The following is a 15,684-nucleotide window of genomic DNA, read 5'->3' as shown; positions in this document are numbered from 1 at the left end:
CACCCACCCCCACCACAACCCCACCTCAGCCCGAACGGCGCAGGCGCCACGCTCGGGGCTGCTCCTCCTCGTGCGGCACGTCCAGTTGCGCGAAGCGCGCACGCACACGGGCCCCGCCCAGCTTGCCGCGCTCCAGGTGGACGGTGCCGCCGGTGGCCTCCACCGCGTGCCGGACGATGTCCAGCCCCAGGCCGGTCGACCCGCCGCCGCTCGTGCCGCGCCTCAGCGCCGTGGTGGGATCGGCGAACCCCGGCCCTCCGTCCTCCACGAGCAGCGTCACCCATCCCGCGTGCTCCACCACCGCCACGGCGAACGGCCGGTCCGCGGGGGTGTACCGGAAGACGTTGCCCACCAGCGAGTCCAGGACCGCCGCGCACTCCTCCGAGGAGAGCGCCACCCGGCAGGGGGTGTCCGGCACCTCCAGGGTGACCTCACGGCCCTGGTCGTTGGCGAGCATCGACCAGAACCCCATGCGGTCCACCACGGCCCCGGACAGGTCGCAGGCGCGCTCGACCTCCGGGCCCGTGGCGTGCGGGCGCACGTCGCGGATGATGGCGTCCACGTCCCGTTCCAGTGCGCTGATCGCGCCCCTGATCCGCTCGCCCTCGGGGCCGGGGAGCGGTTCGGCGTCCAACCTCAGCGCCGTCAGCGGGGTGCGCAGCCGGTGCGAGACGTCGGCGGCCATCTCGCGTTCCTTCGTCAACAGCCCCTGGACGCGCTCCCCGATCGCGTTGATGGACTCGCCGAGCACCACCAGGTCTCGGGGGCCGTGCACGCGTATCCGGGCGTTCAGCCGACCCTCACCGATCTCCACGGCCGTGTCCGCCAGGGCGCGCAGCGCACGCCGGGCCGGTCTGCTGAGCAGGTCCGTGATCAGCACCGCGCCCAGCACCACGAGCACCGCGACCACCACGAGGCCGCCCAGGGCCGGTCCCAGGCCGCGAACCGCCTCCCCGCGGGGCTGGTACACCTCCACCACGGACGGTTCGGCGCCCGAACCCCGGGGGTCGGCCACCGCCAACAGGTACGCGGTGCCCTGCTCGGCCGGGACCTGGCTCCTGGAGCCCGCCCCGGCACGCCGCACCCCGGCCACGTCGGCGTCACCGGCGCGGCTCGCCCCCACGGTTGCACCGTCGGACAGGTGCACCGTGAGGTGCCCCCGGGCCCCGGCCGACGTCGAGGCCACCATGCGCCGCAGCAGCGCGGGGTCGGGATCCACCTCCGCCACCGAGGCGACCGCGTCGGCCTGCGACCAGACCTGCTCCTCGGCCCTCTCGTGCGCCTCCCACCAGGCCCACGCTCCCGCCACACCGAGCATCACCACCGCGACCATGACCGTCGCGAGGGTGACGGCGCGGGCCAGGAGCCTCCTCACACCGGTTCCACCAGCTTGAGCCCCACACCCCGCACCGTGTGCAGGTAGCGGGGCTGGCTCGCGGTCTCCCCGAGCTTGCGGCGCAGCCACGACATGTGCACGTCGATGGTTTGGTCGTGGCCCACGAAGGGGTGCTGGTGCCAGACCGCCTCCACGAGCTCACGGCGGCTCACCACCCTGCCCGTGTGCTCGGCCAAGTAGGCCAGAAGGTCGAACTCCCGCCGCGACAGCTCCAGGGGAGTCCCCGCCAGGGACGCCTGACGCCGTGTCAGACTGATCGACAACTCACCCACGGTCAGCTCGCCGGGGTCGGCCGCGCCCGCCGAGGCCCGGCCGGACCTGCGCAGCAGTGCGTTCATCCGCGCGGCCAGCTGGGTGCTGGAGAAGGGTTTGACCACGTAGTCGTCGGCACCGTCGTTGAGCAGGCGCACTATCGACTGTTCGTCTCCGCGCGCCGTCGCCACGATCACTGGGACGTCACTGTGACCGCGTAACATCCGCAGCGCCGCCGCGCCGTCCAGGTCGGGGAGCCCCAGGTCCAGAATGACCAGGTCAGGTTCGTGCCGGGCGGCCTCGCGCAGCGCGTCCAGCGCGGTGCCCACGGGCAGCACCACGTGCCCCAGACCGCTCAGCGCCCGCACCAGGGCGCCCCGCACCATCTGGTCGTCCTCGACCAGCAAGACCGTTGCCATGCGCACACGTTAACCAATGTTGCACCTTCACACGAGTCCGGCTGCGGCCCGTGATCAGGAGGAACACCACTGTGACCGGAAGGCCCGGGGTAGGCGCGGTTTAAGTCGACCGAGACGCTGCGTTAAGGCTTCCTTAGGGAGCCCGACACTACTGTCGTCACACATCGCCGGTGGTGGTGCGCGTCACAGGGGCGCGTGACCCGAAACCGCCGGCCCGACGGCTGCCGGGCACCAGCGTGCCCGTCCCACGGAGGATGTCGTGGCGGAAATCGTGATCGACGGCCTGGGCAAGGTCTACGCGGACGGAACCCGCGCGGTCACCGACCTCTCCCTCGACATCCAGGACGGGGAGTTCCTGGTGCTGGTCGGTCCCTCAGGCTGCGGCAAGACCACCGCGCTGCGGATGGTCGCGGGGCTGGAGGCGATCAGCGAGGGCACCGTTCGCATCGGCGACCAGGTCGTCAACGACGTCCCCGCCCGCGACCGGGACGTGGCGATGGTCTTCCAGTCCTACGCGCTCTACCCGCACCTGAACATCTTCGAGAACATCGCGTTCGGGCTGCGCCTGCGCAAGGTGCCCAAGGCGGAGATCGACCGCCGGGTCGGCGAGGTCGCCCGCGTCCTCGAACTGGAGGAACACCTCACCCGCAAGCCGGGCAACCTCTCCGGCGGCCAGCGCCAGCGGGTGGCGATGGGGCGGGCGATCGTCCGCGAACCCCGGGCGTTCCTGATGGACGAACCCCTGTCCAACCTGGACGCCAAGCTCCGAGTGCAGATGCGTGCCCAGATCGCCCGCATCCAGCGCGACCTGGGCGTCACCACGGTCTACGTCACCCACGACCAGACCGAGGCGATGACCCTGGGCGACCGGGTGGCCGTGATGAAGCGTGGCGTCCTCCAGCAGGTCGGCCCGCCACAGGAGCTGTACGACCACCCCCGCAACCTGTTCGTCGCCGGTTTCGTCGGCTCACCCGGCATGAACCTGATCTGCGTCGAACTCCACGAGGACGACGGCCGGTTCCACGTCCGGATCGGTGACCAGCGCCTGGACCTGCCCGACAGCCTCATGCACCGGCGCCCCGCGCTGCGCGGCTACGCCGGAGCCAAGGTCGTCGTCGGCATCCGTCCCGAGGACATGGAGGACGCCGAGATCGTCGGCGGTACCGAGGGGGCCACGCTCACCTCGGTCGCCGACCTGGTCGAGGCCATGGGCTCGGACGTCCTCGTGCACTTCCCGCTCGACGCCGCACCCGTCGTCACCGAGGACACCCGCGAACTCGCCCGCGACGCCGGCGCAGACGAGACCCTTCCCGCGACCGATGAGGGCGTCGTCCTCGTCGGCCGCTTCAGCCCCCGCACCCACGTGTACGAGGGCCAGACCATCACGGTGGCGGTCGACACCGAACGCCTCCAGTTCTTCGACCCCGCCACCGGTACCGCCATCCACGATTCCTGAGGAGCGTCCCCCATGTCAGCGCCCACTTCCCGCCACCGCACCCACCGCACCAGAATCCTCGGCGGAGCCGCCGCCGCGCTCGGCCTCACCCTGGCCGCCACCGCCTGCGGCGGGGGTTCCACCTCGGCCACCGGCGCCGACCTCGACGGCCAGACCCTCGAGGTCGTCGGCCCCTGGGCCGGTGACGAGCAGGTCGCCTTCGAGCAGGTCGTCTCGATCTTCGAGGAGCAGACCGGCGCCACCGTCTCCTACAGCGGCGCCGGTGACGACCTCCAGACCGTCCTCCAGACCCGTATCCAGGGCGGTGACGAACCCGACGTCGCGCTCATCCCGCAGGCCGGACTCATCGAGCACTTCGCCGCCGAGGACGTCCTGTTCCCGCTCACCGACGACGTCGTCCAGACCCTCGACGAGAACATGGCCGGCGCGTGGGCGGACATCGGCTCGGTCGACGACACCCCCTACGGCGTCTACCTCAAGGTCGCCAACAAGTCCCTGGTCTGGTACAACGAGGACCTTTTCGCCGAGACCGGCGCCGCGGCCCCGGAGAACTGGGAGGAGTTCGTCGAGCTCTCCGAGAACCTCTCCGACGTCGGCATCAGCCCGCTGTCCGTCGCCGGGGCGGACGGCTGGGTCCTCACCGACTGGTTCGAGAACGTCTACCTCCAGACGGCGGGCCCGGAGAAGTACGACCAGCTGGCCGCGCACGAGATCCCGTGGACGGATCCGACCGTCGAGGTCGCCCTGGAGACCCTCGCCGAGGTGTGGGGCCAGGAGCAGCTGATGCTGGGCGGTGGCAGCGGCAGCCTCCAGACCGATTTCCCCACCTCCGTCGTGAACGTCTACAGCGACGACCCCGACGCTGCCATGGTGGTGGGCGCCGACTTCATCGGCGGGGTCGTCTCCGCCAGCACCAACTCCGTCGTCGGCGAGACCGCGCAGATCTTCCCCTTCCCCAGCATCGCCGGTGAGGGCGACGCCGTGGTCGTGGCCGGTGACGCGGCCGTCGCCATGAGCGACAGCGAGGCCACCATGGAGCTCCTGCGCTTCCTCGCCTCCGAGGAGGCCGCGGCCGAGTGGGCGTCCATCGGCGGTTTCATCTCGCCGAACATGCACCTGACCGCCGACGACTACGCCGACCCGGTCCTGGGCCAGGTCGCCGAGCAGGTCATCGACGCCGGTGACAGCGTCCGCTTCGACCTCTCCGACCTCCAGCCCGCGGCCTTCGGCGCCACCGTCGGCGACGGCATGTGGCAGACCCTCCAGGACTTCCTGGCCGACCCCTCCGACGTCGAGGGCACCATGGAGCGCCTCGAGGCCGAGGCCGCCCGCGCCTACGGCAACTAGACGGAGCCCGCACACATGACCTCCAACGACACCGGGGCCGCCGACGTCGCGGCCCGCCCGGACGGCACCCCGCCCGGGAAGCCGGGGAAGCGGTCCAGCGGGCCGCCCGACGGCAGCCGCCCGGGATGGCGGCGCCTGTTCGGCCCGGCCACCCTGTTCCTGCTGCCCGCCCTGCTCTTCCTCGGGGTGTTCCTGGCCTACCCGGCCGCGTACTCCGTGGTGCGCAGCTTCTTCGACGCCTCCGGTTCGCAGTTCGTCGGTCTCGACAACTACGGCCGGATGTTCACCGACGACCGCACCCTCACCGCCATCCGCAACACCGGCATCTGGGTCCTGGTCGCCCCCGCCCTGGTGACCGGGCTGGGCCTGGTCTTCGCGGTGCTCACGGAGCGCGTGCGCTGGGCCACGGCCTTCCGGATCCTGCTGTTCATGCCCATGGCGATCTCCCTCTTCGCCTCCGGCATCATCTTCCGGCTGGTCTACGACGAGAACCCCGACCGGGGCGTCGTCAACGCCGCCGTGGTGACCGTGCACGACACGTTCGCCTCGCCCTCGGAGTACCCCGGGGCGCGGCCGCGCGGGGAGGAACTCGACACCGACCCCTCGCTGGGCGGGTTCACCTCCACCCAGGCGTACGCGCCGGGTGACACGGTCGCCCTGCCGCTGGTCGGCATCCGGCCCGGGGAGGTCCCCGAGCAGGCGACCCAGGCCACCGATCCCGAGTCCTCCGGGGACACCATCGAGGGTGTGGTGTGGCTGGACGTGGCCCTCGGCGGCGACGCCGGGACCATCGACGACGGTGAGAACGGCCTGCCCCGCATGATGGTCGACGCCCTCCGGGACGGCCAGGTGGTGGCCAGCACCACCGCCGGCGACGACGGCCGCTTCACCCTGACCGGCCTGGAGCCGGGGGAGTACGAGATCCACCTGGCGGCGGACAACTTCACCGAGTCCTTCCGCGGCCTGACCTGGCTGGGCCCCACGCTGATCACCCCCGTGATCATCTCCTCGTGGGTGTGGATCATGACCGGTTTCGCCATCACGTTCATCGCCGCCGGCCTGGCCGCCATCCCCAGGGACGCCCTGGAGGCCGCCCGGGTGGACGGCGCCACCGAGTGGCAGGTGTTCCGCAAGATCACCATCCCGCTTCTGGGACCGCTGCTGCTCGTGGTGTTCGTGACCCTGATGATCAACGTCCTGAAGATCTTCGACCTCGTGTTCGTGATCGCCCCGGGATCGGTCCAGGCCGACGCCAGCGTGGTCGCCCTCCAGATGTGGCAGGTGTCCTTCGGCGCGGGCGGCAACCAGGGACTGGGCAGCGCCCTCGTGGTCCTCCTGCTGGTCCTGGTCCTACCGATCATGTACTTCAACATCCGCCGTTTCCGACGGGAGCGCTCGTGACCGCCACGCCCCAGAAGTCGCCCTCCGTCGTCGAGGTGTCGGTCTCCGGCGCGCCGCGTCGGGGACTGGCGTCCCGGCTCGTCTCCAAGCTGGGCTCGGGCACCCTCCAGGTGGCGCTGACCCTGGTCGCGCTGTTCTGGATGGTGCCGGTCATCGGCCTGCTGCTGGTGTCGCTGCGTTCGGAGGCCGACAACACCAACAGCGGCTGGTGGACGGCGCTGCTCAAGCCCACCGAGCTCACGCTGGACAACTACCGGTCGTTGGTCGACAACGACGTCCTCGTGCAGTCGTTCCTCAACACCGTCTACATCTCGGTCCCCTCGACCCTGCTGGTCGTGGGCATCGGGGCGCTGGCCGCCTATGCGCTGGTGTGGATGGACTTCCCCGGCCGCGACTGGATCATGGTGGCCGTGGTCGGCCTGCTGGTGCTGCCCATCCAGGCGGCCCTCATCCCCATCTCGCAGCTGTACGGCGCCCTGGGGATCTTCGGTTCCATCTTCGGCGCGATCCTGTTCCACGTGGCCTTCGGGCTGCCGTTCGCGGTGTTCCTGCTGCGCAACTTCTTCGTGAACATCCCGCGTGACCTGCTGGAGGCGGCGCGGATGGACGGCGCCAGCGAGTGGCGTATCTTCCGCAAGGTCGTGCTCCCGGTGGCCCGCCCGGCGCTGGCCTCGCTCGCGGTCTTCCAGTTCCTGTGGGTGTGGAACGACATGCTGGTCGCGCTGGTGTTCACCAACCCGGACTCCGCCCCGCTCACCGTGGCGCTGCGCTCGCAGCTGCGCCAGTTCGGCACCAACATCGACGTGCTGGCCTCGGGTGCCTTCCTGTCCATGCTGGTTCCGCTGTTGGTCTTCTTCGCCTTCCAGCGCCACTTCGTCCAGGGGGTGTTCGCGGGCTCCGGGAAGTAGCCCGCCCCCACCCTCACCATCCACCCACGATGGCGCCTCCAGCGGCGCCGGGCCCCGCGGACCACTCCCACCGCGGGGCCCTTCGCGTTCCACGGGCGGCAGGAGGGTGACCCGACCGGGTGTCCATCACCGCGCTGCGCTTTCGCCCCCACAGGCGGCCGATCCCGCCGCTGCCCCAAGGAGGGCGGGAGTCAGCGGGGCGGCAGCCCCGGGGCGCGCTCCCCGGCCATCCACAGACCCAGGGCGTGCCGGTCCACCAGGACCATCCCGGCCCCGGCCTCACGCACGGCCTCCCTGGTGAACCCGTTCGAGGCCACGAACATCCCGAGGTAACCCTGGTGGCCCCCGGCCAGCGCCCCGAGGAAGGCCCGCACCTCGTTGGGTGGCACGGGCTTGCGCCAGCGCTTGCACTGCACGGCCAGCGGCCTGCCGTCGGGGGTCTGCGCCCGCAGGTCCACGCCCCCGTCCGAGGCGCCGCCGACCACCGCCACCCGGGTGTATCCGTTGGTGCGCAGCAGCAGCGCCACGTGGTGTTCGAACTCCGTCCCGGTCATGGTGTCGATCCCCGCGATCCCCGTCCGCGCGACGATCCGTCGTTCCCTGGCCAGGCGCGCCCGGGACCACGCCCACCAGCCCAGCGCGGCCGCCGCGACCACGGCCACCAGGCCGCCGACCAGCCACAGACCCGGGCTGTCGGCGTTGTCGAACACCCACCCGAACACCAGGAGGAGGGCGACCGCCGCCAGCGGCAGGGAGCCCCGCAACCTCCGCGCCCATCGCCGCCGTCCGCGCCGACGCTGTCGCACACTCACGCTTCTCCCTGGGGGTGGGGGACATACCGGGGCACATCATTGCACGCGGTGATCGCCCTCCTCCACGCGGTGACCTCACCCGGCCATCCCGGCCCGACGACCGCGGACCGGACCGTCTCCGGTCGCTGCGACAATGTCCCAGTCGCGGTTTCGCACACGGGGGTGCGGGACCGGCCACGAGGACACGGGGGTGCGGCGGTGGCCGAGCGCAGGGCTCTGGATCTGGACGCTCTCGCGGTCAGTGACCGCTTCCGGCTGTTCAACTTCACCCGCCGCGACGACCACGTCACCTACCTGTGGATCCTGCGTTCGGTGGACCGCCTGCGCGAGGTCCACCAGGTCCAGGTCGGGGCGGACGAGGTCGAGGCCACTCTGCGCGAACTCGCCGCGGCCCACACCGAGGCGCCCGAGGTCCCCGCCCAGGGGCTGCGCCACCGGCTCGACGAACTCGCCTCGGACGGCGTGCTGCACCGCTTCGATGACGCCTCCCGCGCGGGCACCCTGGCCAGCTACCGAAACCGGCAGTCCGTCTACCAGTTCAGCGAACTCGGATACCGCGCCTACCACGCGGTCGAGAACCTCCTGGGCGCCCGCGTGGAGGACGTCAACCTCTCGCGCCTGGTCTTCTCCGACGTCCTGGAGGACCTCGGGGCACTGGCCGAGGCCAACCGCACCGGACGGGTCGAGGACGTCTACCGCCGCCTGTCCCGACTGGACACGGTGATGGAGGACATGGGACGGCGCTCCGCCCAGTTCCACGTCACCCTCGGGGAGATCCTGCGCTCCACCGAGGCCTCCTCCGAGGTGTTCCTGCGCCACAAGAACGCCCTCCTCGTCCACATGTCCGACTTCATGGCGGAGCTGGACCGCTACCTTCCCCGCCTGGACAGGGCCGTCCACGAGGTCGAGGCCACCGGCCTGACCACCCTGCTGTCCCGCGCCGCCGAGGCCGACGAACGCCTCTTCATGGACCGGACCGAACGCCTGGAGGACTGGTCCCGCCGCTGGTGGGCGGTGCGCGCCTGGTTCGCCTCCGAGAGCGGCGCGCCCACCCGCGCCGCCGAACTCGGCCAGGCCACCCGTGCCGCCGTCTCCGGGGTCGTGGCCCTCCTACGGCAGATCACCGAGGCCCAGCGCGGCGGCGTGAACCGCTCCACCCAGCTGCGCCACCTCGCCGCCTGGGTGTTCGACACCCCCGACGACGGGTCCGCCCACGCCCTCATGGGCGCCGCGTTCAACACCCGCTCCGCCCGCCACCTCGGCGTGGCCCACGAGGACGGCGACGAGTTCGCCCCCACCGACTCCTGGCACGACGCCGCCGGAGTGGAGGTGTCGGTGACCCTGTTCCGCAGTGACCGCTCACCCGCCCACGGGGTCCCCAAACCAGTCCGCAGGGACACCGGAGCCCGTTCCGAACTGCGCCGACGCCAGTCCGAGGACCGCGAGGCCGAACGCGCCTCCGCCGCGCGCCTGATCAGTGAGGGCGCCCACCAGCGCGTCCTCGACGAGAGCGACACCAAGGTGCTGCTGCGGCTGGTCACCAAGGCCCTGGAGTCGCGCTCGGTGTCGTACGCGAAACGGGACACGTCACCGGCGGTCGTCGGCCTGCTGAAGTCCGCCACCGCCGACGACGCGGGCACCCTCATCAAGCTGATCCGCGACGAACGGGGCAGCAGCGTGCGCACCTCGCAGGGCCGGATCCACCTCCCCGGTTTCCGGGTGGAACTCGCCCCCCGCGCCGCCCGGGGAACCAGGAAGGGGAACCGATGACCCGGCACACCCGCCCCCGTGTCGAGACCGTCGACCTCGGCTCCTACCAGCAGGCCGTTCGCAAGGTCCTCACCTGCGACGTCATCACCGCGTCGCGGCCGCGCCCCGGCGTGCTCGACCAGGTCCTGTACTGGGCCGACCAGATGACCGAGGACCTGCGCGCCCTGTTCGGGTACACCCTCGTGGCCACCACCGACCACGTCCGCCTGGTTCGCGAACTCGACCTGCTCGACCCCACCCAGCGCCAGGAGTTCGCCCGCAAGGGCAGGCCCTTCGACCGCCGCCGCCTGGCCTACCTCTGCCTGCTCCTGGCCGCGTTCCAGCGTTCACAGGTCGAGATCAGCCTCGGCGACCTCGTCCGGGGGTTCGCCCCCTCGGCCAACGAGATCGAGGGCCTGGGCTACGACCCCACCGACTCCACCCACAAGGCCGCGCTGGTCGACGTCGCACACTGGCTGCTGGACCGGGGCGCCCTCCACCTGTCGGACGGCTCCGTTGAGGCGTGGGCCCGCGGCGGTGACCAGGGGGACGCGCTCTTCGACATCGACCACGAGATCTGCGAGGTCCTCTTCCGGCCCACGCGCCCCATCCAGCACCTGAACAGCGCCTCCGGCCTGCTCAGCGACCCGCTCGGACCGGACGCCCCGCGCGAACGCGCCGCCCAGCGCGCCCGCCGCCTGCTGCTGGAGTACCCGGTGGTGTACTACGCGGACGTCGAACCCGAGGTGGCCGCCGCCCTGCGCGGGAGGGGACCCGCCGAGGAGGTGGCCCGCCTCACCGGAACCAAGCTGGAACGCCGTGCCGAGGGGGTCCTGCTGGCGGACGCCTCCGGTACCTTCACCGACCGCGCCTTCCCGGGCCGCGGCGGCGCCGTCACCCGTACCGCCGGGCTGCTGCTGGCCCAGATCGCCACCCACTTCGAGGACTCCTGGGCGGCGCTGGGCCACCTGACGGCCCCCGGCCCCCTGCATGAGCACCCCGAACTGGTCGCCCGGATCGACGCCGGGGTTCCCCGGGAGGGCGTCGTCACCGAGCTGGCCTGGGCCGAGACGGACCGGACCACCACGGTGGCCGAGCCCGCATCACTGCCGCTGGTGGAGCGCGAACGCCTGGAGGACATGGTCGCCGACCTCTTCGAGGAGTTCGGCGCCGCCTCGTTCACCGCGACCTGGCAGCAGGATCCGCACGGCCTGCTCGACGCGGCCCTGTCCCTGCTCACCGACCTGGACCTGGTCAGACCCCTTCCTGGCGGGGTCCTGGTCACCCCCGCCGCGCTGCGCTACCGCAACATCCGGGGCGCCCTGCCCGAACGCCCCGACACCGGCCTGCTGCCGTTCGGCCCGATCGAACCGGCCGACGAACCGGCTGAGGAGCCACCCCCGACCGGCCCCGCCGAGACGCGGCCCGCCCAACCCGAGACCGAAGGAACCGAGGAAACCGCGCCATGACCCGCAGGAGCGACCGCTTCCGGCCCAGCAGGGCCGGAGTCGTCAACGTCTGGGACTACGTCGACGAGGAGTTCGCCTTCGCGGACGGCCGCCTCGTCCTGCGCGGCCACAACGGTTCGGGCAAGACCAAGGCGCTGGAGGTGCTCTTCCCCTTCGTCCTGGACGGCTACACCGACGCCCGCAGGCTCGACCCCTTCAGCGGCCAGAACCGCACCATGAAGTCCAACCTGCTCTACCGGGGCGACGAGTCCAACCACGGCTACGTGTGGATGGAGTTCGCCCGGGCGGCCGACGGCGACGACACGGGGACCGAGACCGTCACCCTGGTCATCGGCATGCGCGCGCACCGACACCGCGACGGCGTCAACCCCTCCTTCTTCGTCACCGACCAGCGCCTGGGCGTGGACTTCGGGCTCCTCTCCACGGACGGACGCCCGCTCACCGAACGCCAGCTCAAGGCCGCACTCGGCGAGGGCGCCCACCACGCCACCGCCGCCGACTACCGCCGGGCCGTCGACGCGCGCCTGTTCGGATTGGGGGAGCGGTACGTCCAGCTCCTGGATCTCCTGCTGGCTCTACGCCGCCCGCTGCTGGCCAAGGACCTGGACCCGGAGAAGGTCTCGCACACCCTCACCGGTGGGCTCAGCCCCCTGGACGACGCCCTCGTGGACCAGGCCGCCCGGGACTTCGCCAACCTCGCCGCCGTGCAGCGCCGCTTCGCCAGCGCCACCGCCGCCCACGAGGCCGCCCGCACCTTCACCGGTGTCTACGCCGACTACCTCACCGCCAACGCCCGTCACCGCCTGTCCAGGGTCGCGGGCGCCACCGAGCAGGCCGACACCCACGCGAGCACGGTCGCCGAGGCGGCCGAAGAGCTCGACCGCGCCACCCTCGCGCGGGACCAGGCCCGTGAGAGCGTCACCGAACTGACCGAGGACTCCGAGCGCCTGGAGGCCCAGTGCGCCGCCCTGCGCCAGCACGAGACCCTGCGCGACCAGCAGGCCCTCCAGGTCAGGAGGGAGGGCAACGACAAGCTCGCCCGTCAGATCGCCACCGGCCAGGCACGCGTCGCGGCCCAGGAGGAGGAGATCTCCCGCCTGAGCGGTGAGGCCGCCCGGGTCGCAGAACGGGTCGGACACGAGCGGGCCCTGGCCGAGAGGCTGCGCACCGAACTCACGGCCGCCGCCGAAGGGTCCGGGATCGTCCACGACGCCGAGGGGGAGGCGGACACCGGCGACGACCTGCCCGAGAGCGCCAGGGCCAGGGCCAGCGCCCGGCTCGACGACGTCCGGGCCGTTCGTGAACGGCTCGCGGCCCAGGACCGCGCCGAGGACGCCCGGACGCGCGCCGAGACCACCGCCGCCCGGGCCGAGGACACCCTCGCAGGGCAGGAGGAGGCCTGCGCCGGTGCCGAGGAGGAGCTCGCCGGGCTCCGCCGATCCACAACCGAGGCCCTGGACGTGTGGTCCGCGCGTTGGGACCTCGCCGGGCCGGACACCCTCGCGGCACTGCGGGAGACCGTGGAGCGCTACGGGGAGGCGGGCACCCCCACCCCCGCCCAGGTGTTCAACGAACACCTCCACGACCAGCAGGTGCGGGCCGCCACCAACGCCAACGCCCTGGAGTCCGAGCAGACCAGCCTGGGCGAGGAGCTGGCCTCCGCTCGTCGCGAACGCGACCACATCGCGGCCGAACGCGACGACGCGCCACCCGCCGACCCCCTGCGACCCGCCTCGCGCGAGGAGCGTTCCGGAGCACCGCTCTGGCAGCTGGTCCGTTTCGCCGACCACCTGTCCGACGACCACGGCGCCGCCGTCGAGGGCGCCCTGCACGCCGCCGGGCTGCTCACCGCCTGGATCCACCCCGACCCCGAGCAGACCCGCCGGGCCCTGGAACTCGGCGAAGCCGACGCCTACCTGCTCCCCGGCTCCCGGGAGACCACCGGAACGACCCTCGCCGACGTCCTCGTCCCCGAGACCCAGGACCACGTCCCCGCGGACACCATCGCCAGCGTCCTGGCCTCGATCCCCTTCGTTGAGGCTGAACCCCTGGACGACCTCGGGGTGGACACCGGCGCGCGTTTCCGGCTGGGCCCGCTCACCGGCGCCCATCCCAAGGCCGCCGCCGAGTTCATCGGCGCCACCAACCGCGCCCAGCGCCGCCGGGAACGCCTGGCCGCCCAGGACGCCCGCATCACCGATCTCTCCTCACGGCACACCGAGCTGGGCGAACGGCTCGCCCGCGCCCACGAACTCCTCAAGGACTTCGACCGCGCCAGGGCGGACCTGCCCGACGCAACCGGGGTGGCCAGGGCACTGCGCGCCCTCGAACGCCACTCCACCCTCCTGGCGTCGGCCCGCTCCGCGCGGGCGGAGGCCCGACGCGACCTCGACGCCGCCGTCGCCCAGGTCGACGCCGAACGCCGCCAGGTCCGCGCCACCGCCGCCGAACGCGCCATGCCCACGCGAAGGGAGGACGTCGACGCCGTCGCCGTCGCGGCGCAGACCTTCCAGGACACCGCCCGGAAACTGCACACCACCCGCGCGGACATCGCCGAGTACCAGAACGACCTCACCGGACGCCAGGACACCGTCACCCGGCTGACCGAGGCACTCGAGGCCGACCGAGCCGAACTCGATCGGAGCCGCGGCGACCACCAGCGCGAGGCCGAGGAACTGGCGACCCTCGAGGCGTCCTTCGACGCCCCGGCCCGTGAACTCCTCGACCAGCTGGAGCGGGCCCAGGGAGAACTCCGCGACGTCCAGGCGCGCCGGAAGAAGGCCGAGCAGGAGGCCGCCCGCGAACACGACCTCGCGGTGCGCTCCGAGACCCTCCGCGACAGCGGTCGGCAGTCCCTAGCCCGGGAGCTGACCACCCTCTTCGAGCACGCCGCCGCCTTCTCCGGACTCACCCAGCCCACCGTGCGCGAGATCGTCGGTGTCCGGGCCACCGGCACCTGGCCGCTGCCCGACCAGTGGCCCGACCCCGAGGAAGCGGCACGGACCCTGCTCACCGGCGAGGCCACCACCGTCCGCGAGGCCTTGCCCGGCGCGGCCGTCACGCTGCTCGACGCGTTCACCGAGGCGGTCGGCGGCAAGGAGGTCGGCGACACCGAACTCCGGACCGCGGGGAACCGCATGTCCCAGGCCCTGCGCACCTTCCAGGAGGCGCTCGGGGGTGACGCCGAGGGTTACCGGGTGGACCACGAGGTGGGCCCCAGCGGTCTGGTCACCGTGCACGTCAACGACGAGAACGGCCGCAACCCCGTCTCCTCCTTCGCCCGATCCGTGGCCGAACGGGTCGAGGAACAGGGCGCGCTCCTGCGTGAGGAGGAACAGGGGGTGCTGGAGGACGAGCTCCTCGGCGGGATCGCCCAGCAGGTCCACGACCGGGTCCGCGCCGCCAAACAGCTGGTCCGCGCCATGGACCGCGACACCCGCGCCCGGCCCATGTCCTCCGGCACCCGGGTGGGCATCCGGTGGTCGCGCTCCGACGGCCTCTCCGAGCCCCAGCGCCTGGCCACCGAACTCGTGCGGCGCGACGGCGCCGGACTCGGCCCCCGAGGGCTGGGGGAGCTCCGGGGCGTGCTTCGGCGCATGATCCGCGACTACCACGCCACCCACCCCCGGGCCAGCCACAAGCAGGTCCTGGCCGCGGTTCTGGACTACCGCGACTGGTACCGGTTCGAGCTGCGCCTGGCCGAGCCCGGCAAGGACGAGGTCACCCTCACCAAGAACAAGCACGAGCAGATGTCCGGCGGCGAGAAGTCCGCCGCCATCCACCTGCCCCTGTTCGCGGCGGCCAACGCCCTGTACTCCTCGGCGGCGCCCACCTGTCCCCGCGTCGTGGCCCTGGACGAGGCCTTCGCGGGCATCGACGACCGCTACAAGCCCGAGCTCATGGGCCTGACGGTCACCTTCGACCTGGACATGTTCATGACCGGCCACGACCTGTGGGTGCACTACGACACCGTGCCCATGGCCGCGCACTACGACATGCACCACGACAAGGCCAGCCACACCGTCTCGGCGCTGCTCATGCTCTGGGACGGCGAGCAGACCCTGGACGCGGACGCCGGGTTCGCCGGGAACGAGGAACTCGCCGCCGAACTCCTCGGCATCACCCCCACCCGCTACGTGCCCCAGCCCACGGAGGGAACCCTCCTGGAGGAGACGGCGTGAGCGCGCACGATGACCTGGCGGGCCAGGCATCCTGGCTCATGTCGGCCGCCGACTACCTCGGCAACGTTCCCACCGAGTCCCTCGAGTTCAGAGGGAGGGAACGCGCCACTCCCTGGGACCCCGCCCTCCGCGAGGCCATGCGCGAGCGCGGCACGGTGCTCTTCGAGGAGTCGGTGGGCTCAGTCCTGGTGGGGGACCTGGGGGCACGGTGACCCCGGTGGACAAAACGGGCGGCGCGGAGGAGTAGGGTTCCGTCATCGCGCCCGCGACGTGGGCGAACGTGGGGAGAAGTAC

The 15,684-nt window shown here is 72.1% G+C and carries 11 protein-coding genes; 8 read left to right on the top strand and 3 right to left on the bottom strand.

Annotated features, from left to right (window positions below):
* Window positions 1–25: 25 nt before the first annotated feature.
* Together ADX84_RS17765 and ADX84_RS17760 are read right to left on the bottom strand one after the other, a co-directional pair.
* Window positions 26–1,375 carry a HAMP domain-containing sensor histidine kinase gene (locus ADX84_RS17765; protein WP_049575991.1) on the bottom strand — a complete coding sequence of 450 codons (1,350 nt, stop codon included), beginning with the start codon at window positions 1,373–1,375 and terminating at the stop codon, window positions 26–28.
* Window positions 1,372–2,067, bottom strand: a complete 696-nt coding sequence (locus ADX84_RS17760; RefSeq protein WP_049575987.1) for a response regulator transcription factor — start codon at window positions 2,065–2,067, stop codon at window positions 1,372–1,374. Before ADX84_RS17760 ends, ADX84_RS17765 begins: the two co-directional genes overlap by 4 nt.
* 259 nt (window positions 2,068–2,326) lie before the next feature.
* Between ADX84_RS17760 and ADX84_RS17755 the strand changes: the two genes are divergently transcribed.
* From ADX84_RS17755 to ADX84_RS17740, 4 genes are read left to right on the top strand one after another with little or no spacing between them, the layout of a single operon-like run.
* Complete coding sequence (locus tag ADX84_RS17755; RefSeq protein ID WP_049575983.1) at window positions 2,327–3,523, top strand: ABC transporter ATP-binding protein; 1,197 nt, start codon at window positions 2,327–2,329, stop codon at window positions 3,521–3,523.
* Window positions 3,524–3,535: 12 nt separating this feature from the next.
* Complete coding sequence (locus ADX84_RS17750) at window positions 3,536–4,870, top strand: ABC transporter substrate-binding protein (protein ID WP_049575979.1); 1,335 nt, start codon at window positions 3,536–3,538, stop codon at window positions 4,868–4,870.
* 15 nt (window positions 4,871–4,885) lie between these two features.
* Window positions 4,886–6,271: an ABC transporter permease subunit gene (locus ADX84_RS17745; protein ID WP_049575976.1), complete on the top strand. Its 1,386-nt coding sequence runs from the start codon at window positions 4,886–4,888 to the stop codon at window positions 6,269–6,271.
* Window positions 6,268–7,179 (top strand): carbohydrate ABC transporter permease, encoded by a 912-nt coding sequence (locus ADX84_RS17740; RefSeq protein WP_049575973.1) that lies wholly within the window; start codon window positions 6,268–6,270, stop codon window positions 7,177–7,179. Before ADX84_RS17745 ends, ADX84_RS17740 begins: the two co-directional genes overlap by 4 nt.
* A 191-nt stretch (window positions 7,180–7,370) precedes the next feature.
* Here ADX84_RS17740 and ADX84_RS17735 read toward each other — a convergent pair whose 3' ends face one another.
* A complete protein-coding gene (locus tag ADX84_RS17735; protein ID WP_049575968.1) occupies window positions 7,371–7,985 on the bottom strand; it encodes a restriction endonuclease in 615 nt (204 codons plus the stop codon).
* A 204-nt stretch (window positions 7,986–8,189) separates the two neighbouring features.
* On the opposite strand from ADX84_RS17735, the gene ADX84_RS17730 reads away from it, so the two are divergent.
* The 4 genes from ADX84_RS17730 to ADX84_RS17715 are packed head-to-tail and all read left to right on the top strand — an operon-like array spanning window position 8,190 to window position 15,602.
* Complete coding sequence (locus ADX84_RS17730) at window positions 8,190–9,761, top strand: TIGR02677 family protein (RefSeq protein ID WP_049575964.1); 1,572 nt, start codon at window positions 8,190–8,192, stop codon at window positions 9,759–9,761.
* Entirely contained in the window at window positions 9,758–11,209 is a 1,452-nt protein-coding gene (locus tag ADX84_RS17725; RefSeq protein WP_049575960.1) for a DUF2398 family protein, read from the top strand. Before ADX84_RS17730 ends, ADX84_RS17725 begins: the two co-directional genes overlap by 4 nt.
* Window positions 11,206–15,390 (top strand): TIGR02680 family protein, encoded by a 4,185-nt coding sequence (locus ADX84_RS17720; protein ID WP_049575957.1) that lies wholly within the window; start codon window positions 11,206–11,208, stop codon window positions 15,388–15,390. Before ADX84_RS17725 ends, ADX84_RS17720 begins: the two co-directional genes overlap by 4 nt.
* A complete protein-coding gene (locus ADX84_RS17715) occupies window positions 15,387–15,602 on the top strand; it encodes a DUF2399 domain-containing protein (RefSeq protein ID WP_049575954.1) in 216 nt (71 codons plus the stop codon). The genes ADX84_RS17720 and ADX84_RS17715 overlap by 4 nt, the downstream gene beginning before the upstream one ends.
* Window positions 15,603–15,684 lie beyond the last annotated feature (82 nt).

It is taken from the genome of Nocardiopsis sp. SBT366 (assembly GCF_001083815.1).
GTDB classification, from domain to species: Bacteria; Actinomycetota; Actinomycetes; order Streptosporangiales; family Streptosporangiaceae; genus Nocardiopsis; species Nocardiopsis prasina.
Note: the sequence above shows the minus strand (reverse complement) of the source record. Positions and strands in the feature narration are given on the sequence as shown.